Annotated in this window: 22 protein-coding genes; 16 read left to right on the plus strand and 6 right to left on the minus strand. The window is 69.9% G+C overall.

Going from position 1 to position 24,295, the window contains the following annotated elements; translation table 11 throughout:
- Positions 1-3 precede the first annotated feature (3 nt).
- On the minus strand, positions 4-1,179 hold the full coding sequence (locus KBO27_RS07360; protein WP_210969160.1) for an acyl-CoA dehydrogenase family protein: 1,176 nt from the start codon (positions 1,177-1,179) through the stop codon (positions 4-6).
- A 415-nt stretch (positions 1,180-1,594) separates the two neighbouring features.
- Here KBO27_RS07360 and KBO27_RS07365 point away from each other — a divergent pair, with 415 nt between their 5' ends.
- The 14 genes from KBO27_RS07365 to bla all read left to right on the plus strand — a co-directional run bounded on the left by KBO27_RS07365 (position 1,595) and on the right by bla (position 16,778).
- Complete coding sequence (locus tag KBO27_RS07365) at positions 1,595-2,689, plus strand: Zn-dependent alcohol dehydrogenase (protein WP_210969161.1); 1,095 nt, start codon at positions 1,595-1,597, stop codon at positions 2,687-2,689.
- A gap of 7 nt (positions 2,690-2,696) precedes the next feature.
- Entirely contained in the window at positions 2,697-3,581 is an 885-nt protein-coding gene (locus KBO27_RS07370; protein ID WP_210969162.1) for a 3-oxoacyl-ACP reductase, read from the plus strand.
- Between the two features lie 94 nt (positions 3,582-3,675).
- Positions 3,676-4,458 carry an MlaE family ABC transporter permease gene (locus KBO27_RS07375; RefSeq protein WP_132684663.1) on the plus strand — a complete coding sequence of 261 codons (783 nt, stop codon included), beginning with the start codon at positions 3,676-3,678 and terminating at the stop codon, positions 4,456-4,458.
- A gap of 1 nt (position 4,459) precedes the next feature.
- Positions 4,460-5,332 carry an MlaE family ABC transporter permease gene (locus KBO27_RS07380; RefSeq protein WP_132675266.1) on the plus strand — a complete coding sequence of 291 codons (873 nt, stop codon included), beginning with the start codon at positions 4,460-4,462 and terminating at the stop codon, positions 5,330-5,332.
- Entirely contained in the window at positions 5,329-6,675 is a 1,347-nt protein-coding gene (locus KBO27_RS07385) for an MCE family protein (RefSeq protein ID WP_210969163.1), read from the plus strand. The genes KBO27_RS07380 and KBO27_RS07385 overlap by 4 nt, the downstream gene beginning before the upstream one ends.
- On the plus strand, positions 6,672-7,703 hold the full coding sequence (locus tag KBO27_RS07390) for an MCE family protein (RefSeq protein WP_210969164.1): 1,032 nt from the start codon (positions 6,672-6,674) through the stop codon (positions 7,701-7,703). Before KBO27_RS07385 ends, KBO27_RS07390 begins: the two co-directional genes overlap by 4 nt.
- Positions 7,700-8,713, plus strand: a complete 1,014-nt coding sequence (locus KBO27_RS07395; RefSeq protein WP_210969165.1) for an MCE family protein — start codon at positions 7,700-7,702, stop codon at positions 8,711-8,713. The genes KBO27_RS07390 and KBO27_RS07395 overlap by 4 nt, the downstream gene beginning before the upstream one ends.
- Complete coding sequence (locus KBO27_RS07400) at positions 8,710-9,915, plus strand: MCE family protein (RefSeq protein WP_210969166.1); 1,206 nt, start codon at positions 8,710-8,712, stop codon at positions 9,913-9,915. Before KBO27_RS07395 ends, KBO27_RS07400 begins: the two co-directional genes overlap by 4 nt.
- Positions 9,912-11,084 (plus strand): MCE family protein, encoded by a 1,173-nt coding sequence (locus KBO27_RS07405; protein ID WP_210969167.1) that lies wholly within the window; start codon positions 9,912-9,914, stop codon positions 11,082-11,084. Before KBO27_RS07400 ends, KBO27_RS07405 begins: the two co-directional genes overlap by 4 nt.
- Positions 11,081-12,217 (plus strand): MCE family protein, encoded by a 1,137-nt coding sequence (locus KBO27_RS07410; RefSeq protein WP_210969168.1) that lies wholly within the window; start codon positions 11,081-11,083, stop codon positions 12,215-12,217. The genes KBO27_RS07405 and KBO27_RS07410 overlap by 4 nt, the downstream gene beginning before the upstream one ends.
- A gap of 367 nt (positions 12,218-12,584) precedes the next feature.
- A complete protein-coding gene (locus KBO27_RS07415; protein ID WP_210969169.1) occupies positions 12,585-13,736 on the plus strand; it encodes a L,D-transpeptidase in 1,152 nt (383 codons plus the stop codon).
- 93 nt (positions 13,737-13,829) lie between these two features.
- Positions 13,830-14,702: a LysR family transcriptional regulator gene (locus KBO27_RS07420; RefSeq protein WP_210969170.1), complete on the plus strand. Its 873-nt coding sequence runs from the start codon at positions 13,830-13,832 to the stop codon at positions 14,700-14,702.
- Entirely contained in the window at positions 14,699-15,592 is an 894-nt protein-coding gene (locus KBO27_RS07425; protein ID WP_210969171.1) for a serine hydrolase, read from the plus strand. Before KBO27_RS07420 ends, KBO27_RS07425 begins: the two co-directional genes overlap by 4 nt.
- A 280-nt stretch (positions 15,593-15,872) precedes the next feature.
- Positions 15,873-16,778 carry a class A beta-lactamase gene (gene bla, locus KBO27_RS07430; protein ID WP_210969172.1) on the plus strand — a complete coding sequence of 302 codons (906 nt, stop codon included), beginning with the start codon at positions 15,873-15,875 and terminating at the stop codon, positions 16,776-16,778.
- Positions 16,779-16,862: 84 nt separating this feature from the next.
- Here the strand turns inward: bla and KBO27_RS07435 are convergent, their stop codons facing one another.
- Both KBO27_RS07435 and KBO27_RS07440 read right to left on the minus strand, forming a co-directional pair.
- Positions 16,863-17,057 (minus strand): DUF397 domain-containing protein, encoded by a 195-nt coding sequence (locus KBO27_RS07435; protein WP_132675331.1) that lies wholly within the window; start codon positions 17,055-17,057, stop codon positions 16,863-16,865.
- 2 nt (positions 17,058-17,059) lie between these two features.
- On the minus strand, positions 17,060-17,917 hold the full coding sequence (locus tag KBO27_RS07440) for a helix-turn-helix domain-containing protein (protein ID WP_132675242.1): 858 nt from the start codon (positions 17,915-17,917) through the stop codon (positions 17,060-17,062).
- 254 nt (positions 17,918-18,171) lie between these two features.
- On the opposite strand from KBO27_RS07440, the gene KBO27_RS07445 reads away from it, so the two are divergent.
- Entirely contained in the window at positions 18,172-18,402 is a 231-nt protein-coding gene (locus tag KBO27_RS07445) for an HC3 family zinc finger protein (protein WP_210969173.1), read from the plus strand.
- 30 nt (positions 18,403-18,432) lie between these two features.
- Here the strand turns inward: KBO27_RS07445 and ligD are convergent, their stop codons facing one another.
- The 3 genes from ligD to KBO27_RS07460 form a co-directional block, all read right to left on the minus strand.
- A complete protein-coding gene (gene ligD / locus KBO27_RS07450; RefSeq protein ID WP_210969174.1) occupies positions 18,433-19,431 on the minus strand; it encodes a non-homologous end-joining DNA ligase in 999 nt (332 codons plus the stop codon).
- A gap of 123 nt (positions 19,432-19,554) precedes the next feature.
- Positions 19,555-20,232, minus strand: coding sequence for an MBL fold metallo-hydrolase (locus KBO27_RS07455; protein WP_210969175.1), 678 nt, complete (start codon positions 20,230-20,232; stop codon positions 19,555-19,557).
- Positions 20,233-20,280: 48 nt separating this feature from the next.
- The gene (locus KBO27_RS07460; protein ID WP_210969176.1) at positions 20,281-21,042 is read right to left on the minus strand and encodes a maleylpyruvate isomerase family mycothiol-dependent enzyme; all 762 of its coding nucleotides are present in this window, start codon (positions 21,040-21,042) and stop codon (positions 20,281-20,283) included.
- 349 nt (positions 21,043-21,391) lie between these two features.
- Between KBO27_RS07460 and uvrA the strand changes: the two genes are divergently transcribed.
- A complete protein-coding gene (gene uvrA / locus KBO27_RS07465) occupies positions 21,392-24,244 on the plus strand; it encodes an excinuclease ABC subunit UvrA (protein WP_210969177.1) in 2,853 nt (950 codons plus the stop codon).
- Positions 24,245-24,295: the final 51 nt, after the last annotated feature.

Below are 24,295 nucleotides of genomic sequence, written 5' to 3' on the forward strand. Positions count from 1 at the left end.
CGGTCAACGCTTCGCGGGGGGAAGGCCGAGGCCGACGGCGGCGATGATGTCGCGCTGCACCTCGTTCGTGCCGCCGCCGAAGGTGAGGATCAGCGCCGAGCGGTGCATCCGCTCGATCCGCCCGGCCAGCACCGCGCCCTTCGATCCGGAGCGGACGTAGCCCGAGGTGCCCAGCACCTCCATGAGCAGCCGGTAGGCCTCGGTGGCGAACTCGGTGCCGAAGACCTTCGTCGCCGACGCCGCGGCCGGGGCGGGGTGCTTCTCGGCGGTGGTGGCGATCTTCCAGTTCATCAGCTTCAGGAACTCCGCGCCGGCGTGCACCCGCGCGAGGTGCTGCTGCACCCACTCCTGGTCGATCACCCGCCGCCCGTCGGACAACCGGGTCTGCGCCGCCCAGTCCCGCACCTCCGAGAGCGCCAGCTGCAGCGGGGCGGCGGAGGTGAGCGCGACGCGCTCGTGGTTGAGCTGGTTGGTCACCAGCGGCCAGCCCTCGTTCTCGGTCCCCACCAGCGACGACGTCGGAACCCGCACGTCGGAGTAGTAGGTGGCGCTGGTCGTCGGTCCGGACACGGTGTGCACCGGGGTCCAGGAGAAGCCGGGGGAGGAGGTGGGCACGACGAGCACGCTGAGCCCGCGGTGCTTGCGCGCCTCGGGGTCGGTGCGGCAGGCCAGCCAGACGTAGTCGGCGTACTGGATGAGGCTGGTCCACATCTTCTGGCCGTTGATCACGTAGTCCTCGCCGTCGCGGACGGCGGTGGTGCGCAGCGAGGCCAGGTCGGTGCCCGCTTCGGGCTCGGAGTAGCCGATGGCGAAGTGGATCTCACCGGCGGCGATCTTGGGCAGGAAGTGGGACTTCTGCTCGTCGGTGCCGAACCGCATGATGGTCGGCGCGATGCTGTTGAGCGTCAGGAACGGGACCGGGGCGCCGGCGATGGCCGCCTCGTCGGTGAAGATCAGCTGCTCCAGCATGCTGCGGTTCTGCCCGCCGTACTCCTCGGGCCAGCCCAGTGCCAGCCAGCCGTCGGCCCCCATCTGCCGCACCAGCTGCTTGTAGGCGCCGCCGTCGCCGTAATCGCCCTGCGACAGCTCCTGGCGGAGCTCGGGCGTCATCAGATCGGCGAAGTAGGCGCGCAACTCCTCCCGCAGCTTCTCGTGCTCGGGCGTGTAGGCGATGCGCATGCATCCTCCCGGGGTGGTACGCGCTTGTGAAACACGTTTCTAAAATCATAGACCGGCGGTCACGATCTGGTCGAGACCAGGCGGTCACCGTCTCGCCATCAAAGGTGTAACGTGTTCTAAAAGCAAGGGTCGCAACTCGAGGTCGCGTCCGAATGGAGCAGTGACCGGGCTCCGGCTTCGCTCGTTGAAGGCCCGAGGGTTGGCGCGCTCGCGATCCCGTGACCCGAATGTGACCGAAAGGTCCCATTCGCTAGAACGCGTTTTCATTTGTGGCGACTGGCTTCGAGACTGAATGTTCTGCGTAATACGCGCATCTGAACGCGGCACTTGATACTGAGCGAGAACACATTCTAGTGTGTGTTGGCTAACACCTCCCCGCGCCGTGGCGGGGGTCGATCCGGTGAGGAGCGTGCCGATGAGGGCAGCCGTGCTGAAGCAGATCGGCGACCCCGAGCTCGACGTGCGCTCGGACGTGGCCACCGCCGAGGTGGGCCCCGACGAGGTGCGCGTGCGGGTCCGGGCGTCGGGCATCTGCCACAGCGACCTGTCGGCCATGAGCGGCGGACTGCCCGCGCTGGCCCCCGGGATCATGGGGCATGAGGGCGCCGGTGACGTGATCGCGGCAGGTGAGAGGGTCTCGCACCTCCGCGAGGGCGACCGCGTGGTGCTCTCCTTCGTGCCGCCGTGCAGCCGCTGCGCGGTCTGCCTGAACGGGCAGCCGCACCTGTGCGAGGTGCACACCGTCAACGCCTTCGTCTCGCCCCGCTTCGAGGTCGGCGGCGAGTCCGCCTTCGGCTTCGCCGGGTGCGGGACCTTCGCCGAAGAGCTCGTGATCCCGGCCGACGCCGCGGTCAAGGTCGACGACGACGTGCCCTACGAGGCCGCCGCGCTGATCGGCTGCGGCGTGCTGACCGGCGTCGGCGCGGTGCTCAACACCGCGCAGGTCGAGCCCGGGTCCACCGTGGTCGTCATCGGCTGCGGGGGCGTGGGGATCTCGGTCATCCAGGGAGCTCGGATCGCCGGTGCCTCGCGCATCGTCGCGGTCGACCCCGCGGTGGCCAAGCACGAGGCGGCGCTGCGCTTCGGCGCCACGCACGCCACCACGCCGGACGGGCTCGCCGAGGTCCGCGACGAGGTCACCGGCGGACGCGGTTTCGACTACGCCTTCGAGGTCGTGGGCCTGGCCGCGACCATCCGCGCGGCCTACGACGCCGCTCGCCGCGGCGGCACCGCGGTGATCGTCGGAGCGGGCGGCGAGGAGCAGAAGGTCGAGTTCTCCGCCCAGGAGCTGTTCATCAACGAGAAGAACATCGTCCCCTCCTTCTACGGTTCGGCCGATCCGCGCCGGGACACCGGCCGGATGGTCGAGCTGTGGCGGGCGGGATTGCTGGACCTGGAAGGCATGATCAGCCGGCGGCTGCCGCTGGCGGACATCAACGACGGGCTGGCCGCACTGCGCAGCGGGGACAACGCGGTGGTGCGCCAGATCGTCACTTTCGACCCGAGGTGAGGCGCACGTGTCGAGTGTGGACGGAAAGGTAGCGATCGTCACCGGAGCCGGTGCGGGACTGGGGCGGGCCGAAGCGCTCGCGCTCGCTCGAGCCGGGGCGAACGTCGTGGTCAACGACGTCACCGACGCGGCGCACGCCGTGGTCTCCGAGATCGAGGAGATCGGCACCAAGGCGGTCGCCGTCGTCGGCGACGTCTCCGACTCCGACGTCTCCGCCCAGATGATGGCCGCCGCCACCGAACGCCTCGGCGGGCTGCACGTGGTGGTCAACAACGCCGGACTGCTCCGCGACCGGATGCTGTTCAAGATGAGCGACCAGGAGTGGGACGACGTGCTGCGGGTGCACCTGCGCGGCCACTTCCTGCTCTCCCGCAACGCGACCGCGCACTGGCGCCAGGAGTACAAGGACACCGGGGCCACCTGCGGCAGCGTCATCAACACCGCATCCGAGGCGTTCTTGCTCGGCTCCGCGGGGCAGCCCAACTACGCCGCGGCCAAGGGCGGCATCGCCGCGCTGACCGTCTCCACCGCCCGCGCGATGTCGCGAATGGGCGTGCGCGCCAACGCGATCTGCCCGCGCGCCCGCACCGCGATGACCGAGCAGACCTTCGGCGACGCCCCCGACCAGGGCGTGGACCCGATGTCGGTCGAGCACGTCGCCCCGCTGGTGGCCTACCTCGCCGGACCGTCCGCGAAGGACATCAGCGGGCAGGTCTTCGTGGTGCACAGCGGCACCGTCGCCCTGCTCGCGCCGCCCACCATCGAGCAGAAGTTCGCCGCACCCGGCGAGCTCTGGACGCAGGAGGACCTGGAATCCGGCCTCGGCGCCTACTTCGCCGGCCGCGATCCCGAGAAGTCCTTCTCCGCCAACGACGTCCTCTCGATCCCGTAGCGAGCGTCGCCCACCCGCCGGGCTCCCAGGCGGCACGCAGAACCATTCCGTCAACGAGGCCGGGAGGAAGCATGGGTATCCAGGAGCGGCGGTCATGAGCGCGCCGGTCGCCGGAATCTCGACGGCCCTCGGCCACGTGGGCAAGATCGCCACGCTGGCCTGGGAAGTCGTGCGCCTCACGCCACGTCGGCCGTTCGCGGTGCGCGAGTGGATCCAGCAGGCGTGGTTCTTCGCCAGCGTGACGATCCTGCCGACCGCCATGGTGGCCATCCCGTTCGGCGCGGTGATCGCCATGCAGCTGGGTTCGCTGACCCAGCAGATCGGTGCCCAGTCGTTCACCGGCGCCGCCAGCGCGCTGGCGATCCTGCAGCAGGCCAGCCCGCTGATCACCGCGCTGCTGGTGGCCGGTGCGGGCGGTTCGGCGGTGTGCGCCGACATCGGCGCCCGGTCCATCCGCGAGGAGATCGACGCCATGGAGGTGCTGGGGATCTCGCCGATCCACCGGCTGATCGTGCCCAGGGTGCTCGGCGCGGTGCTGGTGTCGCTGCTGCTCAACGGCCTGGTCAGCGTCGTCGGCGTGCTCGGCGGCTACTTCTTCAACGTGATCCTGCAGGGCGGCACGCCGGGCGCCTACCTGGCCAGCTTCAACGCGCTGGCCTCGCTGCCCGACATCTGGGTCAGCGAGATCAAGGCCGCCATCTACGGGTTCGTCGCCGGGGTCGTCGCCGCCTACCGGGGGCTCAACCCCACCGGCGGGCCCAAGGGCGTCGGGGACGCGGTCAACCAGGCGGTGGTCATCACGTTCCTGCTGCTGTTCATGATCAACCTGCTGGTCACGGGCATCTACCTGCAACTCGTGCCGCCGAAGGGCTTGTGAGATGGCAGTCCTGGAAACGACACCCCCGCCGACACCGGCCCCGGTGCAGCGCCGCATCGCCAAGGCCGCCTCCCGGCCCGGTGACGTGCTGGCCAACCTCGGCTGGCAGCTCTCGTTCTACGTGCGCGCCCTGGCGCTGGTGCCGGTCACGCTGACCAAGTACCGCAAGGAGACGATGCGGCTGCTCACCGAGGTCGTCTTCGGCAGCGGTGCGCTGGCCATCATCGGCGGCACGCTCGGCGTGATGGTCGGCATGACCATGGCCACCGGCGCGGTCGTCGGCCTCCAGGGCTACTCCTCGCTGAACCAGCTCGGAACCGCCGCGCTCACCGGGTTCATCGCCGCCTACTTCGACACCCGCGAGGTGGCGCCGCTGTCGGCCGGACTCGCGCTGTCGGCCACCGTCGGCTGCGGGTTCACCGCGCAGCTGGGCGCGATGCGCATCTCCGACGAGATCGACGCGCTGGAAGTCATGGGTGTGCGCAGCGTTCCGTACCTGGTCACCAGCCGGGTGCTGGCGGGTGTCGCCGCTGTCATCCCGCTCTACGTGGTGGGGCTGCTGGGCTCCTACCTGGCGTCGCGGCAGATCACGGTGTGGGTCTACGGGCAGTCGGCGGGCACCTACGACCACTACTTCCACCTGTTCCTACCCCCGGAGGACGTCTTGTGGTCCTTCGGCAAGGTCATGGTCTTCAGCGTCGCGGTGATCCTGACCCACTGCTACTACGGCTACACCGCCAGCGGCGGTCCGGCCGGGGTGGGCATCGCCGTCGGCCGCGCGGTGCGGACCTCCATCGTGCTGGTGACCGTGCTCGACTTCTTCTGCAGCCTGGCGATCTGGGGATCGACCACGACGGTTCGGATCGCCGGATGATCGAGGCGCGCAGCAGACGCCGCTACCAGGCGATGGGCATCGCGTTCCTGGTCGTCGCCGGGTTGTTCCTGGCGGGCACGATCGGGATGTACAACAAGGCCTTCACCCGCTTCGTCGCGGTGACCGTGCGCGCCGACACCGCGGGCAACCAGATGATGCCGGGCGCCGACGTCAAGGTGCGCGGTGTCGTGGTCGGCGAGGTGCGGGCCATCGACGCGGGCAACGGCCACGCCGACCTGAGGCTGGCGCTGCAACCGGAGAAGGCGGGCATGATCCCGGCCAACGCCTCCGCGCGGCTGCTGCCGAAAACCCTCTTCGGCGAGCGCTACGTGGCCCTGGACATCCCGGAGGAGGCGGCCTCGGCGACGTTGAGCGCGGGGGACGTCATCCCGCAGGACCGCAGCGCCTCGGCGATGGAGATCGAGAAGGTGCTCGGCGACCTGATGCCGGTGCTGCAGGCGGTGCAGCCGCAGCAGGTCTCCACCACCCTCAACGCCGTCTCCCAGGCGCTGGAAGGGCGCGGCGAGCAGCTCGGCGACACGCTGGTTCAGCTCGACCGCTACCTGCAGGACTTCGACCCGTCGCTGCCGAAGATGGAATCGGTGATCAGCCGGGTCGACGACGTCGCCGAGAACTACGCCGACGCGGCACCCGACCTGATGCAGGCGGTCAACGACCTCACCACCACCAGCCGCACCGTCGTCGAGCAGCGCGGTCAGCTCCAGCAGATGACCGGCGCGCTGACCAGCGCCAGCGGTGAGATGGACCGGTTCCTGTCGGCCAACGGCAACAACTTCATCCGGCTGGCGGGCACCTCGCGGTCCACTTTGGAGCTGCTGGCGAAGTACTCGCCGCAGTACCCCTGCATGCTCCAGCAGTTCCAGGCAGGCACCAAGAACGCCGATCTCACCTTCGGCAAGGGGACCGACACCCCCAACATGGCGCGGATGACCCTGGAGATCACCGGCAGCCGCGGCAAGTACCTGCCGGGCCGGGATGATCCGAAGAACCTGGAGCACCGCGGTCCCCGCTGCTACCCGTTCGTCGAGGCACCGGAGACGTTCCCCCAGTACCCGCCGGGCGGCCCGCTCAACGACGGCTCGTTCAAGCCCGAGCCGCCGCTGGACCGCGACGCGGTGTTCCCGTGGAAGAAGTCCGGCGGGGCGCCGGCGTCGACCTCGCCGCAGTCGGCGAGCTCGTCGGTGGCCAACTCCCAGCCCGAGCGCGACCTGCTCGCCGCCCTGATGGCCCCGCGCCTGCAGGTCCAGCCCAAGGCCGTCCCCGACTGGACGAGCCTGCTGGTCGGGCCGCTGTTCCGGAACGCGGAGGTGACCGTGCGATGAGGTCGATCACCGCACCGCTGATCAAGCTGATCGTCTTCGTGGCGGTCACGCTGACCCTGACCGGGATCCTGGTGTCCACCATCGCCGCCAACTCCTCCGGCGACGCCCACGAGTACACCGCCCGCTTCGCCGACGCCTCCGGGCTCGGCGAGGGCGATGACGTGCGCATCGCCGGGGTCAAGGTCGGCAGGGTCACCGAGCTCGAAGTCGACGCCGACGACCACGCCCTGGTGCGCTTCGACGTCGACAGCGCCCGGAAGCTGCCGCGCGACGCCCAGGCCACCGTGAAGTTCCGCAACATCGCGGGCCAGCGCTACCTCGCGCTGGACGCGCCGCTGCGCGATCCGGCCGACGTGCTGCGGCCCGGCGACGAGATCCCGCTGGAGCGCACCCACCCGGCGCTGAACCTCACCGCCCTGTTCAACGGCTTCAAACCGCTGTTCCAGGCGCTCAACCCGGAGGACGTCAACCAGCTCTCCGGCGAGCTGGTGAAGGTGCTGCAGGGCGAGGGCGGCACCGTCGACAGCCTGCTGGCGCACACCGCGTCGCTGACCGGGACGCTGGCGAAGAAGGACGAGGTCATCGGTCAGGTCATCGACAACCTCAACGCCGTGCTGGGCAACGTCAACGAACGCGGCCCGCAACTGGCCGAGCTCATCGACGCGCTGCAACGGCTCACCACCGGGCTGGCCGAGCAGCGCGAGCCGGTCGGCGAGGCCATCGGCGCCCTCGACGAGCTGACCAACACCACCACCGGGCTCGTCGAGCAGGCCAGACCGCCGCTGCAGCAGGACATCGCGGCGCTGCGCGACGTCACCGGGCTGCTCAACAAGGACCTGCCGCTGCTGGACCACACGCTGCAGACCATGCCGGGACGGCTGGACCGGCTCACCCGGACCGTCAGCTACGGCGGCTGGTTCAACTACTACTCGTGCCAGGTCACCGGCAACATCCGCATCGACCAGCTCAACATCAACGTCCCGCTCCTGCCCGTGCCGACGACCCAGTTGCCGGAGAGATGCCGATGAAACCACTACGGGCCCGCAACCAGGTCACCGTCGGCCTCGTCACGATCGCGCTGATGGTGCTCGGGACGCTGACGGCGTTCTCCACCAAGGACCTGCCGCTGATCGGCTCCGGCAACTCCTACTCGGCGTACCTCGCCGAATCCGCCGGGCTGGAGCCGGGGAACGAGGTGCAGATCGCCGGGGTGAAGGTCGGCGAGGTCGACGACGTGTCGCTGGAGGGCGACCGGGTTCTGGTGTCGTTCACAGTGGACGGACGCGAGGTCGGCGACCGCACCAGCGCCGACATCCAGATCAAGACGCTGCTCGGCGAGAAGTTCGTCAGCCTGCGACCGGCCGGTGAAGATGAGCTGTCCGAGCCGATCCCGGTGCGCAACACCAGTTCTCCGTTCGACATCCCCGACGCCATCGACCAGCTGACGCAGACCACCGGGCAGCTCGACAGCGGCAAGCTCGCCGAGAGCTTCCGGGTCATGTCCGACACCATGCGCGGCGCGCCGCAGCACATGGACCAGGCCGTCAACGGCCTGTCCCAGCTCTCGCAGACCATCGCCTCCCGGGACCAGCAGCTCGCCGACCTGATGCGCAACGCCAGCAACGTCTCCGGCATCGTCGCCGACCGCGACCAGCAGGTCAGCAAGCTCGTCTCCGACGGGAACCTGCTGCTGTCGGAGGTGCAGGCCCGCAAGCAGGCGATCAGCGGACTGCTGGTGGGCACCGAGAACCTCTCGAACCAGCTGCGCGGCCTGGTGGCCGACAACCAGGAGCAGATGAAGCCCGCGCTCGCCCAGCTCGACCAGCTCACCGCGATGCTCAAGCGCAACCAGGACAACCTGGACAGGGCCATCGGAGCGCTCCAGCCCTACGTGCGCGGTTTCAACAACACCATCAGCAACGGCCGCTGGTTCGAGGGCTACTTCTGCGGTCTGCTGCCGCCGCCGATCCACGCCGGCCCGATCCAGACCAACACCCCCGAGTGCGAGCTCCCGGTTCCCGAGGGAGGCGGCCGATGAGCAGGCTCACCCGCATGATCGCCGTGCTGTGCGCGCTGGCGCTGGTCACCGCCGGAGCGCTGTGGTGGACGCTGTCCGCCGGCGGCACCACCATCACCGCCTACTTCGACAAGGCCGTCGGCCTCTACGCGGGTTCCAGCGTGCGGGTGCTCGGCGTCAAGGTCGGCCAGATCGAGACCGTGACGCCCGAAGGGCCGGTGGTGCGGGTCGACATGCACGTCGACGACGGGGTGCGGATCCCCGCTGACGCCAACGCCGTGGTCGTCGCGCCGAGCCTGGTCAGCGACCGCTACGTGCAGCTCACCCCCGCGTACACGCAGGGCGAGGTGATGGCCTCCGGCGCGGTCCTCGACCGCAAGCGCACCGCCACCCCCGCCGAGCTCGACGAGCTCTACAAGAGCGTCAACGCCCTGTCCACCGCGCTCGGCCCGGACGGGGCCAACCGCGAAGGCGCGCTCAACGACGTCCTCAACACCACGGCGGCGACGGTGGAGGGCAACGGCCAGGACCTCAACACCACGATCAAGCGGCTCGGCGAGCTCTCCACGACCTTGTCGGAGAACCAGGACGACCTGTTCGCCACGGTGGACAACCTCAACCAGTTCACCGGCACGCTGGCCCAGAGCGACCAGCAGATCCGCGAGCTCTACGGCCGGATGGCCGACACCACCGGCTACCTCGCCTCCGAGCGCGAGCAGCTGGGCACCTCGCTGCACTCGCTGGCGATCGCGCTCGACGACGTCCAGCGGTTCGTCCACGACAACCGCGACCACATGTCCTCCAACGTCCGCAACCTCACCGGCGTCACCCAGGCACTGGTCGACCAGCGGGAAGCGCTGGCCGAGGTGCTGGACCTGATGCCGCTGGCCACGACCAACTTCATCAACGCCTACGACTCCGCCTCGGGCAGCGTGGCCTCCCGCTGGAACCCGCAGGAGCTCGCGCAGCCGCCGATCCTGCTGGTGTGCAGGCTGATCGCCAACGTCACGCCGCTTCCCGAGCCCATCCCGCAGTCGCTGCGCGACACCTGCGAGAAGCTCAACCCCGTCGTCGAGGGCCTGGCGCCGCTGCCGTCGGTCGCCGACGTGCTCGGCAAGCTCCAGACCGGTGCGGGCGACGTCCCGGACCAGCTCGGCAAGGGCGAGAACCCGGTGCCGCTGCCGTTGGTCGACGCGATGAAGCGAGGGGCGGGGACGCCATGACGGCCAGACGGTGCGCGCTGCTGGCAGGCTCCCTGTCGCTGCTGCTGGTGTCCGGTTGCGGTCCAGCCGGTTTCACGGGTCTCTACAACACGCCGCTGCCCGGTGGCGCCGAGCTCGGCGACCGCCCCTACGCGGTGACGGTGCACTTCCACGACGTGCTGGACCTGGTGCCGCAGGCCAGCGTGAAGGTCAACGACGTGGCGGTCGGGCGCATCGACCGCATCGACCTCAGCGCCGACAACACGACCGCGATGGTGACCCTGCGGGTCAACGGCGACGTGCGGTTGCCCGCCAACGCCTACGCGCGGCTGCGCCAGTCGAGCCTGCTGGGGGAGAAGTTCGTCGAACTCGCACCACCGCCCGACAACGCCGCCGGCAAGCTCGCCGACGGCGCGGTGATCCCGCTGGACCGCACCAACCGCAACCCGCAGATCGAAGAGGTGCTCGGCGCGGTGTCGCTGCTGCTCAACGGTGGTGGCATCGAGCAGCTGCAGACGATCGTGCAGGAGCTCAACAAGGCGTTCACCGGCAACGAGGAGGAGATCCGCTCGCTGCTGGGCAACGTCAACGACGTGGTCACCCGGCTCGACGGCCAGCGCGGCGAGATCACCAAGGCCCTCGACGGGCTCAACCGGCTCTCGGCGAACCTGCGCGAGCAGACCGGCAACATCAACACCGCCCTCGACGGGCTCTCCCCGGGGCTGCGCGAGATCGAGGCCCAGCGGGGTCAGCTGGTCGGGATGCTGCAATCGCTGGACAAGCTCTCCGGCACGGCGACCCGCACCGTCGAGGCCAGCCGCGAGGACCTGGTGGCCGACCTGCACGCGCTCGCGCCGACGCTCCAGCAGCTCGCCAAGACCGGCACCGATCTGCCCAAGGCGATGGCGTTCCTGTCGACCTACCCGTTCCCGGAGTACGCGATGGTCCCGCTCAAGGGCGACTTCGTGAACACCGACGTGCTCATCGACCTGGACCTGTCCGCGCTCTACGAGAACTTCGCGCGGTCCTCCGGGCCGCCGATCCCGATCCCGGGCCTCTCCGATTCCGGCCAGTCCGGTGCCAACATCCCGCTGCCGCCCGGCGCACCAGCGCTGCCGCCGCTGCCGATCCCCGGGACGCAGCCGGACGGCGGGTTGCTGCCGGGACTGTCCGGAGGAGGTTCCCGATGATGGCGCGCAAGGTGAAGGTGCAGCTGGCGCTGTTCCTGGTCATCGCGGTGGTCGGCGTGGGTTTCGTCGGCGGTCGCTACGCCGGGCTGGACCGGCTGTTCGGCTCCAACGGCTACCCGGTGTCGGTGCAGCTGCCCGAATCCGGCGGGTTGTTCACCAACTCCGAGGTCAGCTACCGCGGCGTGGCCGTCGGCCGGGTCACCGCGCTGCGGCTGACCCACGAGGGCATCGCCGCCGACCTGCACATCAACGACGGCGCACCGCAGATCCCCGCCGACGCCCGCGCCGTGGTGGCCAACCGCTCGGCGGTCGGCGAGCAGTACATCGACCTGCAGCCGCAGCACCGCGGAGGTCCCTACTTGGAGGAGGGCTCGGTCATCCCGATCGAGCGCACCTCCATCCCGCCCGCGCCCGAATCGCTGCTGGTCAACGTGGACCGGCTGGTCGCGGGAGTGCCGACCGACAAGCTGCGGACGGTGGTCACCGAGGTCGGGACCGCCTTCGACGGCACCGGCTCCCACCTGCAGAAGCTGCTCGACACCACCAGCTCCTTCACCACCGCCGCGCAGCAGAACCTGCCGCAGACCGCGGGGTTGCTGGACAACAGCGACGTCGTGCTGCGCACCCAGCAGGAGCAGGCGCAGAACCTCACCGAGTTCAGCACCGGGCTGCGGCAGATCTCCGGGCAGCTCAAGCAGTCCGACCCCGATCTGCGCAAGACCATCCAGGAGGCGCCGGGCGCGGCCACCGAGGTGCAGGAGCTCACGCGCTCGATGGGCACCGACTTCGGCATCGTGGCCGCGAACCTGCTCACCACCATGCAGCTGACCAGCGTGCGCGGTCCCGCGCTGGAGCAGACGCTGGTCGCGCTGCCGATGATCTCGGCCTTCACCCACACCCTCTCGCCGGACGGCACCGGTCATCTCGGTCTGGTGCTCAACATGTTCAACCCGCCGGCGTGCACCGCGGGGTACGAGGGCACGCCGCGCAAGCACGGGTCCGACACCACCGACGGACCCACCAACTACGACATCGCGTGCACCGAGCCCAAGGGCAGTCCCACCGGGGTGCGCGGCTCGCAGCACGCGATCCGCTACCCGGTCCCGGCGCCCGTGTCGCCGCCGGGCCCGTGACCACCGGCGGGCCGTGGGCGAAGACCGTTCTGAGCTGCCGATATCGGGCAAAACAGACCGACGGTCTCACCCCAATGCGTGCCACCGGTTCTGACGACGCGACATGATGTCCACCGATCGAATTACATGATCTTGGTGTGTCATGCTTGCAATCGACTGCGGGTAGCCGATAAAGGGTGGCCGCTGCATTCAATCCACTCGATGGAGCGTTCATCGGTGTGGAATGAGCCTTCGCTGGTCAACAAGACCCCTCGGCGAACCGTGAATCGCCCACTCCGCGCTGCTTGATCGTGTTGAGAACCCCGCTGACCGCACGGACAGTTACTGATTACCAACGAGACGGTGCAGGGTTCTTGGGGAGGCCGGTATGCGGGGGGCAGTTGCGTGCCAACTAGTCATCGCGAGCCTGGTCGCGTGCGCGTTGACGGCGTGCGGGCCAGACGTTTCCGAGGCGTCGGTGACGACCTCGGTTCCAGACAGGACGCCATCGCTGTCACCGAGTGAACCGCTGGAGCTCACCGCGCAGCGCGGCGTGCTGACCTCGGTCAACGTGACGGCCAACGGCGCACCGGTTCCGGGCAAGATCGACCGCAGCGGTCACAAGTGGACGATCGACTCACCACTGGCGTTCGGCACCACCTACCAGGTGCACGCCGTCGCCCACGATCAGGACGGCGTTCCGTCGATCCCGCTGAACTCGTCGTTCACCACCGCCACCCCCACCGACATCGTCAACGTCGAGCGCACCCGGCCCACCGACGGGGACACCGTCGGCATCGCGATGCCGGTCTCGATCTACTTCGACAAGCCCGTCAAGGACCGCGCCGCCGTCGAACGCCGCTTGAAGATCGAAACCTCCGTGCCCACCGAGGGGTCGTTCAACTGGTACGCCGACAACCAGGTCAACTGGCGGCCCAAGGACTACTGGAAGGCCGGCACCCAGGTGAAGGTGCGCGCCGACCTCTACGGCATCGACACCGGTGCCGGGGTGATGGGCGACAAGAACTTCGAATCGAACTTCACCGTCGGCCGCGACCAGCGCTCCGTCGGCGACGTCAACGCCCACACCTTCACCGTCTACCAGGACGGCAAGGAGATCAGGAAGATGGACGCCTCCTACGGGCAGCCGGCGTACCCGACCCAGCACGGCATCCACGTCGCCACCGAGCGGCACGACTCGGTCCGGATGAACTCCTGGAGCTGGGGCGGACCCGCCCGGGGAACCGCGGGCGCCTACGACGAAGTCCTGCCCAACGCCGTCCGCATCTCCAACAACGGCGAGTACGTGCACACCAACACGGCGAGCACGGGCGCGCAGGGGTCGAGCAACGTCACCCACGGCTGCGTCAACCTCTCCAGCACCGACGGCAGGTGGTTCCTGGAGTTCACGCAGATCGGAGACCCGGTGGAGATCGTCGGGTCGACCAAACCGCTCACCCCGGCCGACGGCGACATCTGGGACTGGACCGTCCCGTGGGAGGAGTACGTCAAGGGCAGCGCCCTGTTCCACTCACCCTGAGCTGCGGGTGCAGGTCGGGTTAGGAGAAACGAGAAGACGCAGCAGGGCCCGGAGCGCACATCGCGTTCCGGGCCCTGTGCTTGGATCGGTGGTGTGGACCTCCTGCGTCATCTCCGGTTCTTCGTCGCGGTCGCCGAGGAAGGCCACTTCGGGCACGCCGCCGACCGCCTCGGCATGACCCAGCCGCCGCTGTCCCAAGGAGTGCAGCGGCTGGAGAACCGGCTCGGCGTCACCCTGCTGACCAGGGGGTCCCGGGGCGTGCGGCTGACCACCGCCGGCGCCGACCTGCTGCCGCGGGCGCGGACGCTGCTCGCCGGGGCCGACGAGTTCGCCGAAGCGGCCCGCAGGCAGCGGGAGAACAGGGGAGCGGTGCGCATCGGCGTCATCGCCGCCCTCGGAGATCGCCAGGTCGCCGGTCTGGTCGCCGCCCTGCGCGAGGCGGCACCGGAGCCGTCGGCGCGCACCGTCATCGTCAGCACCGCCCCGACCATCGACCTGGTCGACGCCGTGGCCGGGGGCCGGTTGGACTGCGCGGTCGTGCACCACCCGGCGCTGCTCGGCGACCTGCAGACCTCCCCGGTGGTCAAGATCCCGCGCCGACTGCTCGTGCCCGCCGACCACCCGGCGGCCAAGAAGTCCTCGATCCGCGCGCTGCGCGGGCTGGTCTGCGCCACCGCGCCGCGCGCCCACGGCACCGCGGCCTTCGACCTGCTCGTGGACACCCTCCGGGAACGCGGTCTCGACCCCGAGTTCCTGCCGGCGCCCGGTGATCGCGACGCGCTCAGCGCCGTCGCCGCCGGGCGCGCGTTCGCGCTCAGCACCGACCCCGAGGTGCGCGCACCCGGCGTGGCCGTCGTCGCCGCAGGTGACGAGCTCGCGTTGCGGGTCCGGGTGGTCTGGCCCGACCCGGCCCCGCAGCCCGACGTGTGCGAGGCGCTCGAAGCCGCGCTCCGGGATCTGGCGTGAACGCCGAGCAGCGCATCCGGGACGTGCTCGCCGACGCGGGCGCGCAGGGCTGGGTGCACGCGGTCCGGCTCGGCGGAGGTGGTCACGAACTCGGCTTCGGCGCCGACGAGCTCGTGGTCACCGCCTCGGTCTACAAGCTCCCGCTGCTGGTCGCGCTGGCCCGCGCCTTCGACGCGGGAACCCTCGACCCGCGCGAGGCCATCCGGCTCGACCCCGGTTCCTGCACGCCCGGCCCCACCGGCGTGTCGACCTTCCAGGACCCGGTGCGGATGTCCTGGCGCGATCTCGCGGCCTCGATGATCGCGGTCTCGGACAACGCCGCCGCGGACGTGATCCTGGGCGCGATCGGCCTCGACGCCCTGGCCGCCGCGCTGGACGACCTCGGCCTGGAGCGCACCCGCGTCGTCGGCGGCACCGCCGACGCGCACGCCGCGCTGGCCCGCGAGATGGGTACCACCAGCGCCTCCGAGGCGTTCGCCCTGCTGGCCGACAACGACGAGGCGCGCACCCTCCGCGCCTACGACCCGTCCTACGCCAGCGCCACCACGCCGCGCGAGATGACCCGGCTGATGGAGTTGATCTGGGCCGACGAGGTCGCTTCGCCGCAGCAGTGCGCGTTCGTCCGCAGGCTGCTCGGGCAGCAGGCGTGGATGCACCGGGTCCGGGCCGGTTTCCCGTTCCAGGGGGTTCGGGTCTCGGGGAAGACGGGCACGATCGGTGCCGTCCGCAACGAGGTGTCGGTGGTGGAGTTCGACGGCGAGGCGCCGGTGGCGGTGGCGGTCTTCACCCTCGCGGCGCGCGCGGACCCGTCGCTGCCGAGGGTGGACGCCGCGATCGCCGAGTGCGCTCGGATCGCGGTGACGGACCTGCGCTCCGGCCGCCTCCGGTGACCCGGATTTCAGTGGAGATCCGTGCCCGATTTCCACTGAAATCCGTCCCACCTGGCCGGTGTGGCTGTGGAGGTCCCCTTCGTCCGGTCGAGTCGGACCTGCTCTGAGCAGCCATCCGGACGGGGGCGTCGGAAGAATTTTTCGGGTGTTCTCCCGGCTTCGGCGGCGGTTCGCGCTGGGGCGATATCGAAGCGCTATCGGGAGCCGTTCGAGTTCTTATTGGCGCTATCAGCGGTCGACTGATTCATTGGGTGCATCAGCACTACTGGAGGGAAATCAGTTGCAGCACAATGACATCCGCGTGGGTCGCCGAGCGGTTCTAGCGGCGTTGCTGGCCGCGCCTGTGGCCGCGTGCGCGCCGAGCACGCCGTCCGCCACCCCGGCCGCACCGGCTCCTCGGCCCGACCCGGTGTGGGCCGAGCTGGAACGTCGTTACGACGCGCGCCTGGGGTTGTTCGCGCGCAACGTCGCCACCGGCCGGACCGTGGCCCACCGCGCCGACGAGCGCGTCGCGCTGTGCTCGACCTTCAAGGTCTACGCGTCGGCGGCGCTGCTGCGCGCCCACGGGCTCGCCGGCGGCTACTTCGACCGCGTCATCCGCTACGACGCCGGTCAGCTCGTGGCGAACTCGCCGATCACCGAGACCCGGGTGGACACGGGCATGACCGTCGGGGAGCTGTGCGCGGCCGCGGTGCAGCACTCCGACAACACCGCCGCCAACCTGATGCTGCGCGAACTCGGTGGCCCGCAGGCCATCACGGAGTTCGCCCGCGGCATCGGCGACCCGATGACCCGCCTGGACCGCTGGGAGATCGAGCTCAACACCGCCATCCCCGGTGACGAGCGCGACACCTCCACGCCCAGGGCGCTGGGCGACGGCCTGCAACGCCTGCTGCTCGGCGACGCGCTCGGCCCGGCCGAACGCGACCGGCTCACCGGCTGGATGCTCGGCAGCGCCACCGGCGCCGCCCGGATCCGCGCCGGGGTTCCGAGCAGCTGGCGCACGGCGGACAAGACCGGCGGCGGCATCGCCTACGGAGTGGCCAACGACATCGCCGTGACCTGGACCGACACCGGAACGCCGATCGTCATCTCGCTGCTCACCGGACGTCCCCGCGAGCACGACACCGCGAACAGCGCGCTGCTGGCCGACGCCGCCCGCCTGGTGGCCGAGCGGCTGGTCTGACCGGCGAGCACGCATCGGGAGCGCTCCGCCCGCGGCGGAACGCTCCCGGTTTTCGTCCCCCAGAGGGCGAATCGAGGTGGTGGTCTATCTGTCGAAGCGGCCCGTTTTGATCGCTCTGACGAAATAGCGCCACTGAGCGGAATTGGCGGTTAAGAGTCCCCCGGCGCGGTCCTTGGTGTCGCGCACGGCGGCCCCGCCGATGACGCGGCCGACCTCGACGCAATTGGTCTCCTGGCTGCTTCGGCTGGACTTGCGCCAACCGACCGGCGACTGCAGCAACGTCACGGTGTTGTCTCCTCTCGGTGGATGATCTCGTCGACGAGGCGAACCGAGTCGTCGCTGCTCATCGCGAATTGCCCCAGGTCCTTTCCGGCCTTGACGAAAGCCGTCACGTCGCCGGGATCGCGCAGGAACGCGCTGGACCTGTGGTGTTCGAGGTGCACGACGGGAGAGGCCTTGGCGAACTCGAGGAGCACGAAGGGTCCGGCGTGCGCGGGGGTCCATCCCGCGGACAGCGGGATGATCCGGATGTCGATGTTGTCGCGGGCGCTCATGTCGCGGACGTGCCGCAGCTGGTCGATCAGCACGGCCCGGCCGCCGATGGGCTGGTGCAGCACCGATTCGAGCAGGAACGCCGTGTACCGCACGGGTTCTTGGTGGCGGGTGATGACCTCGCGCCGGCCGAGCCGGACCGCCACGCGGGTGGAGACCTCGTGCTCCGGGATGCCGGTGCCCATGATCGCGCGCGCGTAGTCGGTGGTCTGCAGCAGACCGGGGATGAGGATCGGGGAGACGTCGGTGATCGCCGTGGCGATCCGCTCGAACTCCAGCAGCGCGGTGAGCTGATCGGCCTCACCGACTGATCCGACCGACACCGAGTTGGGCGGTTCGGCCTGCGCCTCGCGGGTGAGCCGCAGCAGCCGATCGCGAGCCGGGCTCGACAGGCCCAGCACCGCGCACACGGCGGACACGGATTCGGTCGACGGCACTCGTTCACCGCGCTCCCAGCGGACCACGACGGAGTGCGAAACGTCGAGACGTCCTGCTAATTGGCGCAGCCCGAGACCGGAACGCGACCTCGCGTCCCGGATTTCCGCACCGAGAACGTATGCCCGCGGCGCCGGAGTGGTCTCGCTCATGCACCACAGCTTATTTCAGGTGCGGAATGGCACGGCACCCTGGGTCGGCGTTCGCGTGACCAGCCGATCACGCACAGGCGTGTGCGCTGAATGGCGTCATCCGTTCGGGGAATTGCCGCAGTGGTCCCGAGACCATGAGCATTGGTCTCGTCTTGATCGAGGTCGCTTCGGAGCCGGGAGGGGTTCCGTCGCGATTTTCGTTCCGCGACGCGGAATCGCCGACCGGAACAGACAAGAGGGGGAAGTGCGCAACGATGTATCCGTTTCACTGGGTGCCGGCGGACGGCAGACGGCACGCGAGCCTGGACAAGCGCCCGTGGGGCAACGCCTACCCGAGCGGCATGCTCGTCAGCACCTTGTGCAGCCAGGAGGTCGTGGCCGACGCCACCAAGGAGGCGTGGTTGTGGCAGACCTGCGGTGACTGCCATTCCGAGGCCCACCGGGTGGCTGAAGCGGTCCGCGAGGTCCCGCGCATGTCCGTCTAGCGAAATCTCGTGCAAGGAAACGGTTCTCGGTCAGTCGCGCTTGGCTCGGCTCGGTGCCACCCGGGGCGGCTCGTTGGGCTGCTTCGGGTACACCGGCGGCCAGGGCGCGTCCTGCGCTCCGGCGGCGATGTCCCGGTCGTAGCGTTCCAGCAGCGGCTGGATCGACTGTGGCCGGGTGTCGGCCCACGGGTCACCGCGCTCGGCGAGCCGGCCGGGCACCGTGGCGATGGTCAGCTGGTCCGGGTCGACGCCCTCCAGCTCGTCCCACGCGATCGGTGTCGACACCTGCCCGCCCACCCGGGGCCGGGCGCACCAAGCGCCGAAAACCGTTTTGTGCGGGGCGTTCTGGTTGAAGTCGACGAAAACCCGCCGGCCCCGCTCCTCCTTCCACCACTTCGCGGTGATCAGGTCGGGGTGGCGGCGTTCGAGCTCGCGCGCCAGCGCCACGGCCGCGGCCCGGACCCGGTAGCTGTCCCACTCCGGGCGCAGCGGGACGTAGAGGTGCAGGCCGCGTGAGCCGGAGGTCTTCAGCCGCACGTCGATGCCGTCCTCGCGGAGGAAGTCGCGGGTGAGCGCGGCGGTCTCGCACACCTCGGCGAAGCCGACTCCGGGCGAGGGGTCGAGATCGATGCGCAGCTCGTCGATGATCTCCGGCTGCCCGGCCTGGTAGGGCCACACGTGGAAGCCCAGGCAGCCCATGTTGACCGCCCAGACGACGTGCGCCAGGTCGGCGGCCACGAGGGCGTGGCTGGTCGTCCCGTTCGGAGTTTCGACCACCGTCGTGCGCAGCCACTCCGGCGCCGACGCGGGCACCCGCTTCTGGAAGAACGACTTGCCGCTCGCCCCGTCGGGGTGGCGCTCCATCAGCAGCGGGCGACCGCCCAGGGTGCTCAGGAGCGGACCGGCGACCGCCCGGTAGTAGTCCACGAGGTCCAGCTTGGTCTCACCGCGGGTCTTGAAGAACACCTTGTCCGGATGCGACACCGACACCTCGGTGCCCCCGACGTCCAGCTTCACGGCCTCGCTCACGGCGACCTCCGGTGCTCGCGCTCCCGGGAGCCAGAGTAGGCGGGGGCTCCGAGGACCGCAGCCACATCGGCGCGGACGCCGGGCTCGGGGGAAGTCCCGGCCGGGAACTTCCCCCGCTGCCGATCACCAGCCGCGTTCGCGCCACTCGGCGAGCTTGGGACGCTCCGCGCCGAGGGTCGAGTCGTCGCCGTGGCCCGGGTAGAACCAGGTGTCGTCCGGCAGTTCGCCGAACACCCGGGTCTCCACGTCGTCGACCAGCGACTTGAAGTCCTCCGGCGAGGTGGTGCGGCCCACTCCGCCCGGGAACAGCGAGTCGCCGGTGAACAGGTGCGGGTGGCCCGCCGGGTCCCGGTAGACCAGGGCGATCGAGCCCGGGGTGTGCCCGCGCAGGTGGATCACCGACAGCTCCGCGTCGCCGACCGCGATGGTGTCGCCATGCTCGACCAGGCGGTCCGGCGGCACCGGCAGCTCGTCGGCGTCGGCGGGGTGCGCCACGGTGAAGCAGCCGGTCGCGCCGGCCACCGCGCCCAGTGCCTGCCAGTGGTCGCCGTGCTGGTGGGTGGTGACGATGGTGCGCAGCCGGGGACGCCGCTCGTCGTGACCGAGCAGGTCGCTCAGCCGTTCGGGGTCGTTGGCCGCGTCCACCAGCAACGCGTCCCCGGTGCTCTTGCACACCAGCAGGTAGGCGTTGTTGTCCATCGGGCCGACCGAGATCTTGGTGATGGTCAGCGCGTCCAGGTCCCGGCGCGCGGCCGCGCCGCCGGGCTCCACGTGTCCGGTGTACTCAGCTTGAAGCTCCACGCCCGTGAGCCTATCGCCCGCGCCCCGGCATCGGCCGCAAGATCGGGCTCACAGCCACTCGGGCAGTTCGGGCGCGTCGCCGCGCAGCTCACCGGGGCCCGTGCGGCCGAGCAGCCAGCCCAGCATCGGACCCGGTTCGCCGGAGACGGCCGCCGGTCGCGACGTGGTGCCGCGCAGGTCCCAGCCGCGGCGGTGGTCGCCGAAGTCGACCTCCAGCGTCAGCGCGGGCACGTCCGGTCGCCCGCCGAAGAACTGGACCACGTCCTCCAGCACCATCTCGGCATCGCCGGTGGGGATGTCGGTGAAGTCGACGTCGTGGTCGAGGTCGACCAGGTGGACCCAGACCTCCAGCAGCCGCAGCCGCAGCACGTGCACCGCGGGGATGACGTCGCCGCCCGAGAGGGAGACCTCGGCCGTCCAGTCGGAGTCGGGCATGCTCCCCGCCGCCACGGCGAACCGGTCGCTGGAGGCGATCAGGTCCTCCATCAGCAGCTGGTGGCTGCGCGAGGCGCCTTCCTCGATGGCCGCGTCGCGGTCGTCGCGGCTGGCGTACATCGGGTGCTCGATGCCGGTCCGAGCCCACAGCAGGAGGTTGCAGCAGGCGTCGGCGTTGCGGGCCAGGTGGGTGAGCACGTGCGAGCGGCTCCAGCCCGGCAGCAGGCTGGGTTGTCGGACCGAGATCTCGTCGAGGCCGGACGCGGAGCGCACCAGGACCTCGGTGGCGTGCCGGACGGCGGCACGCCGGTTCGCGACCTCGTCTGCCAGACCGGCAGCGGACCATCGGCCGGTACCGAGAACGATGTCAGCCATGGCTCTACCTCACGTGGGGGAGAGGGGAGTCGAATTTGCGGAGAACGTGAAGACTCGAGCGTAAAGGCGCAGGACACATCGGGGACAGTGCCCAATGCGGGCGACTTTGCGTATCGTCGTGAGGGGGCAGCCACCGCCGGATCACGCAACATCTCACACGTTGGGGTGACGACCGGGGAAGGTGCTCGGTACCGGAAGCCGTCGGTCCGAGACTGTCGGTGGCCCCGAATAGCATGGACGTCGCAACGTCGCGACCCGATGCCGCGCCGGCGGTCCCGCTGCCTGAAGCAGGCGGCCGCTCGCAGTCGGCGCGCTCGCGCAACACCAGAACTTTCTTGAAGGGATCACCGTGGCTGACCGCCTCGTCGTTCGCGGCGCCCGTGAGCACAACCTGCGCGGGATCGACATCGACCTGCCCCGGGACAGCCTGATCGTGTTCACCGGGCTTTCCGGCTCGGGCAAGTCGAGCTTGGCCTTCGACACCATCTTCGCGGAGGGGCAGCGCCGCTACGTGGAGTCGCTGTCCGCCTACGCCCGGCAGTTCCTCGGTCAGATGGACAAGCCCGACGTGGACTTCATCGAGGGCCTGTCCCCGGCGGTGTCGATCGACCAGAAGTCCACCAGCCGCAACCCGCGGTCCACGGTGGGCACCATCACCGAGGTCTACGACTACCTGCGGCTGCTCTACGCCCGCGCGGGCAAGGCGCACTGCCCGACCTGCGGTGAGGCGATCAGCAAGCAGACACCGCAGCAGATCGTCGACCAGGTCCTGGAGATGCCCGAGCGGGCCAAGTTCCAGGTGCTGGCGCCGGTGGTGCGCGGGCGCAAGGGCGAGTACGTCGACCTGTTCGAGCAGCTGCGCTCCTCCGGCTACGCCCGCGCCCGCGTGGACGGCGTCGTGCACCCGCTCGACGAGCCGCCGAAGCTCAAGAAGCAGGAGAAGCACGACATCGCGGTCGTCATCGACCGGCTCACCGTCAAGGCCGGCGCCAAGCAGCGGCTCACCGACTCGGTCGAGACCGCGCTGCGGCTGGCCGACGGGCTGGTGCTGGTCGAGTTCATCGACCTCGACGAGTCCGACCCCGCCCGCGAGCGCAAGTTCTCCGAGAACCTGGCCTGCCCGAACGGGCATGCGCTGGGCGTCGACGAGCTCGAACCCCGCTCCTTCTCGTTCAACTCGCCCTACGGCGCCTGCCCCGAGTGCGCGGGCCTGGGCATCCGCAAGGAGGTCGACCCCGAGCTGGTCGTGCCCGACGAGGACCTCTCGCTGGGCGACGGGGCGATCGCGCCGTGGGCCGGCGGGCACACCGCCGAGTACTTCTCCCGGTTGCTGACCTCCCTGTCGGAGTCCATCGGGTTCCGGATGGACACCCCGTGGCGGCAGCTGCCCACCAAGGTCAAGAAGGCGGTGCTGCACGGCACCGACGACCAGGTGCACGTCCGTTACCGCAACCGCTACGGCCGCACCCGCTCCTACTACGCGAGCTACGAGGGCGTCATCCCGTTCCTGGAGCGGCGGCTGGAGCAGACCGAGTCGGACTACGCGCGCGAGAAGTACGAGGGCTACATGCGCGACGTGCCGTGCCCGGCCTGCGAGGGCACCCGCCTCAAGCCCGAGATCCTGGCCGTGACCATGGAGAACGAGAACGACGAGCTCTCCATCGCCGACGTCAGCGCGCTGAGCGTGGCCGATTGCGCGGAGTTCCTCAACGCGCTGGTCCTGGGTCCGCGCGAGCAGATGATCGCCGGTGCCGTGCTCAAGGAGATCCAGGCCCGGCTGGGCTTCCTGCTCGACGTCGGCCTGGACTACCTGTCGCTGGACCGCGCGGCGGGCACCCTCTCCGGCGGCGAGGCGCAGCGCATCCGGCTGGCCACGCAGATCGGTTCCGGCCTGGTCGGAGTGCTCTACGTGCTCGACGAGCCCTCGATCGGGCTGCACCAGCGCGACAACCACCGCCTGCTGGAGACGCTGAGCCGGCTGCGCGACCTCGGCAACACGCTCATCGTCGTCGAGCACGACGAGGACACCGTGCGCAGCGCCGACTGGGTGGTCGACATCGGCCCCGGCGCGGGTGAGCACGGCGGCAAGGTCGTGCACAGCGGTCCCTACAAGGAGCTGCTGAAGAACAAGGAGTCGCTGACCGGCGCGTACCTGGCGCGGCGCAAGGAGATCCCGGTGCCGACCGAGCGCCGGGTCCCGGACCGCAAGCGGCAGCTGACCGTGGTCGGCGCGCGCGAGCACAACCTGCGCAAGATCGACGTCTCCTTCCCGCTGGGACTGCTGACCGCGGTCACCGGCGTGTCCGGTTCGGGGAAGTCGACCCTGGTCAACGACATCCTCGCGTCGGTGCTGGCGAACAAGCTCAACGGCGCGCGGCAGGTCCCGGGCAGGCACACCCGGGTCAAGGGCCTGGAGCACGTCGACAAGCTGGTGCAGGTCGACCAGTCGCCGATCGGTCGCACGCCGCGGTCCAACGCGGCCACCTACACCGGCGTGTTCGACCACATCCGCAAGCTGTTCGCGGCCACCACCGAGGCGAAGGTGCGCGGCTACCAGCCGGGCCGGTTCTCGTTCAACATCAAGGGCGGCCGCTGCGAGTCGTGCGCGGGCGACGGCACGTTGAAGATCGAGATGAACTTCCTGCCCGACGTCTACGTCCCGTGCGAGGTGTGCAAGGGGGCCCGGTACAACCGGGAGACCCTGGAGGTGCACTACAAGGGCAAGACGATCGCCGAAGTCCTCGACATGCCGATCGAGCAGGCCGCCGAGTTCTTCGAGCCGATCAACGCCATCCACCGGCACCTCAAGACCCTGGTGGACGTCGGCTTGGGCTACGTGCGGCTGGGGCAGCCGGCCCCGACGCTGTCGGGCGGTGAGGCGCAGCGCGTCAAGCTCGCCAGCGAGCTGCAGAAGCGCTCCACCGGCAAGACGGTCTACATCCTCGACGAGCCGACCACGGGTCTGCACTTCGAGGACATCCGCAAGCTGCTCGGCGTGATCAACGGCCTCGTCGACAAGGGCAACACGGTGATCGTCATCGAGCACAACCTCGACGTCGTCAAGACCGCCGACTGGATCCTGGACATGGGTCCCGAGGGCGGCAACGGCGGCGGTCTGCTGCTGGCCGAGGGCATGCCCGAGGACATCGCGGAGATCGAGGACAGCCACACCGGGCGGTTCCTCGCCGAAGTGCTGGGCTGAATGCCAGTCGGGCACCCACCAGGGGCCCGAATTCAGCGTCTTTGTAACCTT

The organism is Saccharopolyspora endophytica, from assembly GCF_018070075.1.
GTDB lineage: Bacteria > Actinomycetota > Actinomycetes > Mycobacteriales > Pseudonocardiaceae > Saccharopolyspora > Saccharopolyspora endophytica.

Bases quoted from the DNA above. Each gene is read 5' to 3' on its own strand.
- KBO27_RS07410 (WP_210969168.1), top strand. From the start codon at position 11,081: ATGATGGCGCGCAAGGTGAAGGTGCAGCTGGCGCTGTTCCTGGTCATC.
- KBO27_RS07390 (WP_210969164.1), top strand. From the start codon at position 6,672: ATGAGGTCGATCACCGCACCGCTGATCAAGCTGATCGTCTTCGTGGCG.
- KBO27_RS07360 (WP_210969160.1), bottom strand. From the start codon at position 1,179: ATGCGCATCGCCTACACGCCCGAGCACGAGAAGCTGCGGGAGGAGTTG.
- KBO27_RS07395 (WP_210969165.1), top strand. From the start codon at position 7,700: ATGAAACCACTACGGGCCCGCAACCAGGTCACCGTCGGCCTCGTCACG.
- KBO27_RS07400 (WP_210969166.1), top strand. From the start codon at position 8,710: ATGAGCAGGCTCACCCGCATGATCGCCGTGCTGTGCGCGCTGGCGCTG.
- KBO27_RS07440 (WP_132675242.1), bottom strand. From the start codon at position 17,917: ATGAGCGAGACCACTCCGGCGCCGCGGGCATACGTTCTCGGTGCGGAA.
- KBO27_RS07445 (WP_210969173.1), top strand. From the start codon at position 18,172: ATGTATCCGTTTCACTGGGTGCCGGCGGACGGCAGACGGCACGCGAGC.
- KBO27_RS07415 (WP_210969169.1), top strand. From the start codon at position 12,585: ATGCGGGGGGCAGTTGCGTGCCAACTAGTCATCGCGAGCCTGGTCGCG.
- KBO27_RS07405 (WP_210969167.1), top strand. From the start codon at position 9,912: ATGACGGCCAGACGGTGCGCGCTGCTGGCAGGCTCCCTGTCGCTGCTG.
- KBO27_RS07460 (WP_210969176.1), bottom strand. From the start codon at position 21,042: ATGGCTGACATCGTTCTCGGTACCGGCCGATGGTCCGCTGCCGGTCTG.
- KBO27_RS07380 (WP_132675266.1), top strand. From the start codon at position 4,460: ATGGCAGTCCTGGAAACGACACCCCCGCCGACACCGGCCCCGGTGCAG.
- KBO27_RS07375 (WP_132684663.1), top strand. From the start codon at position 3,676: ATGAGCGCGCCGGTCGCCGGAATCTCGACGGCCCTCGGCCACGTGGGC.
- KBO27_RS07365 (WP_210969161.1), top strand. From the start codon at position 1,595: ATGAGGGCAGCCGTGCTGAAGCAGATCGGCGACCCCGAGCTCGACGTG.
- KBO27_RS07385 (WP_210969163.1), top strand. From the start codon at position 5,329: ATGATCGAGGCGCGCAGCAGACGCCGCTACCAGGCGATGGGCATCGCG.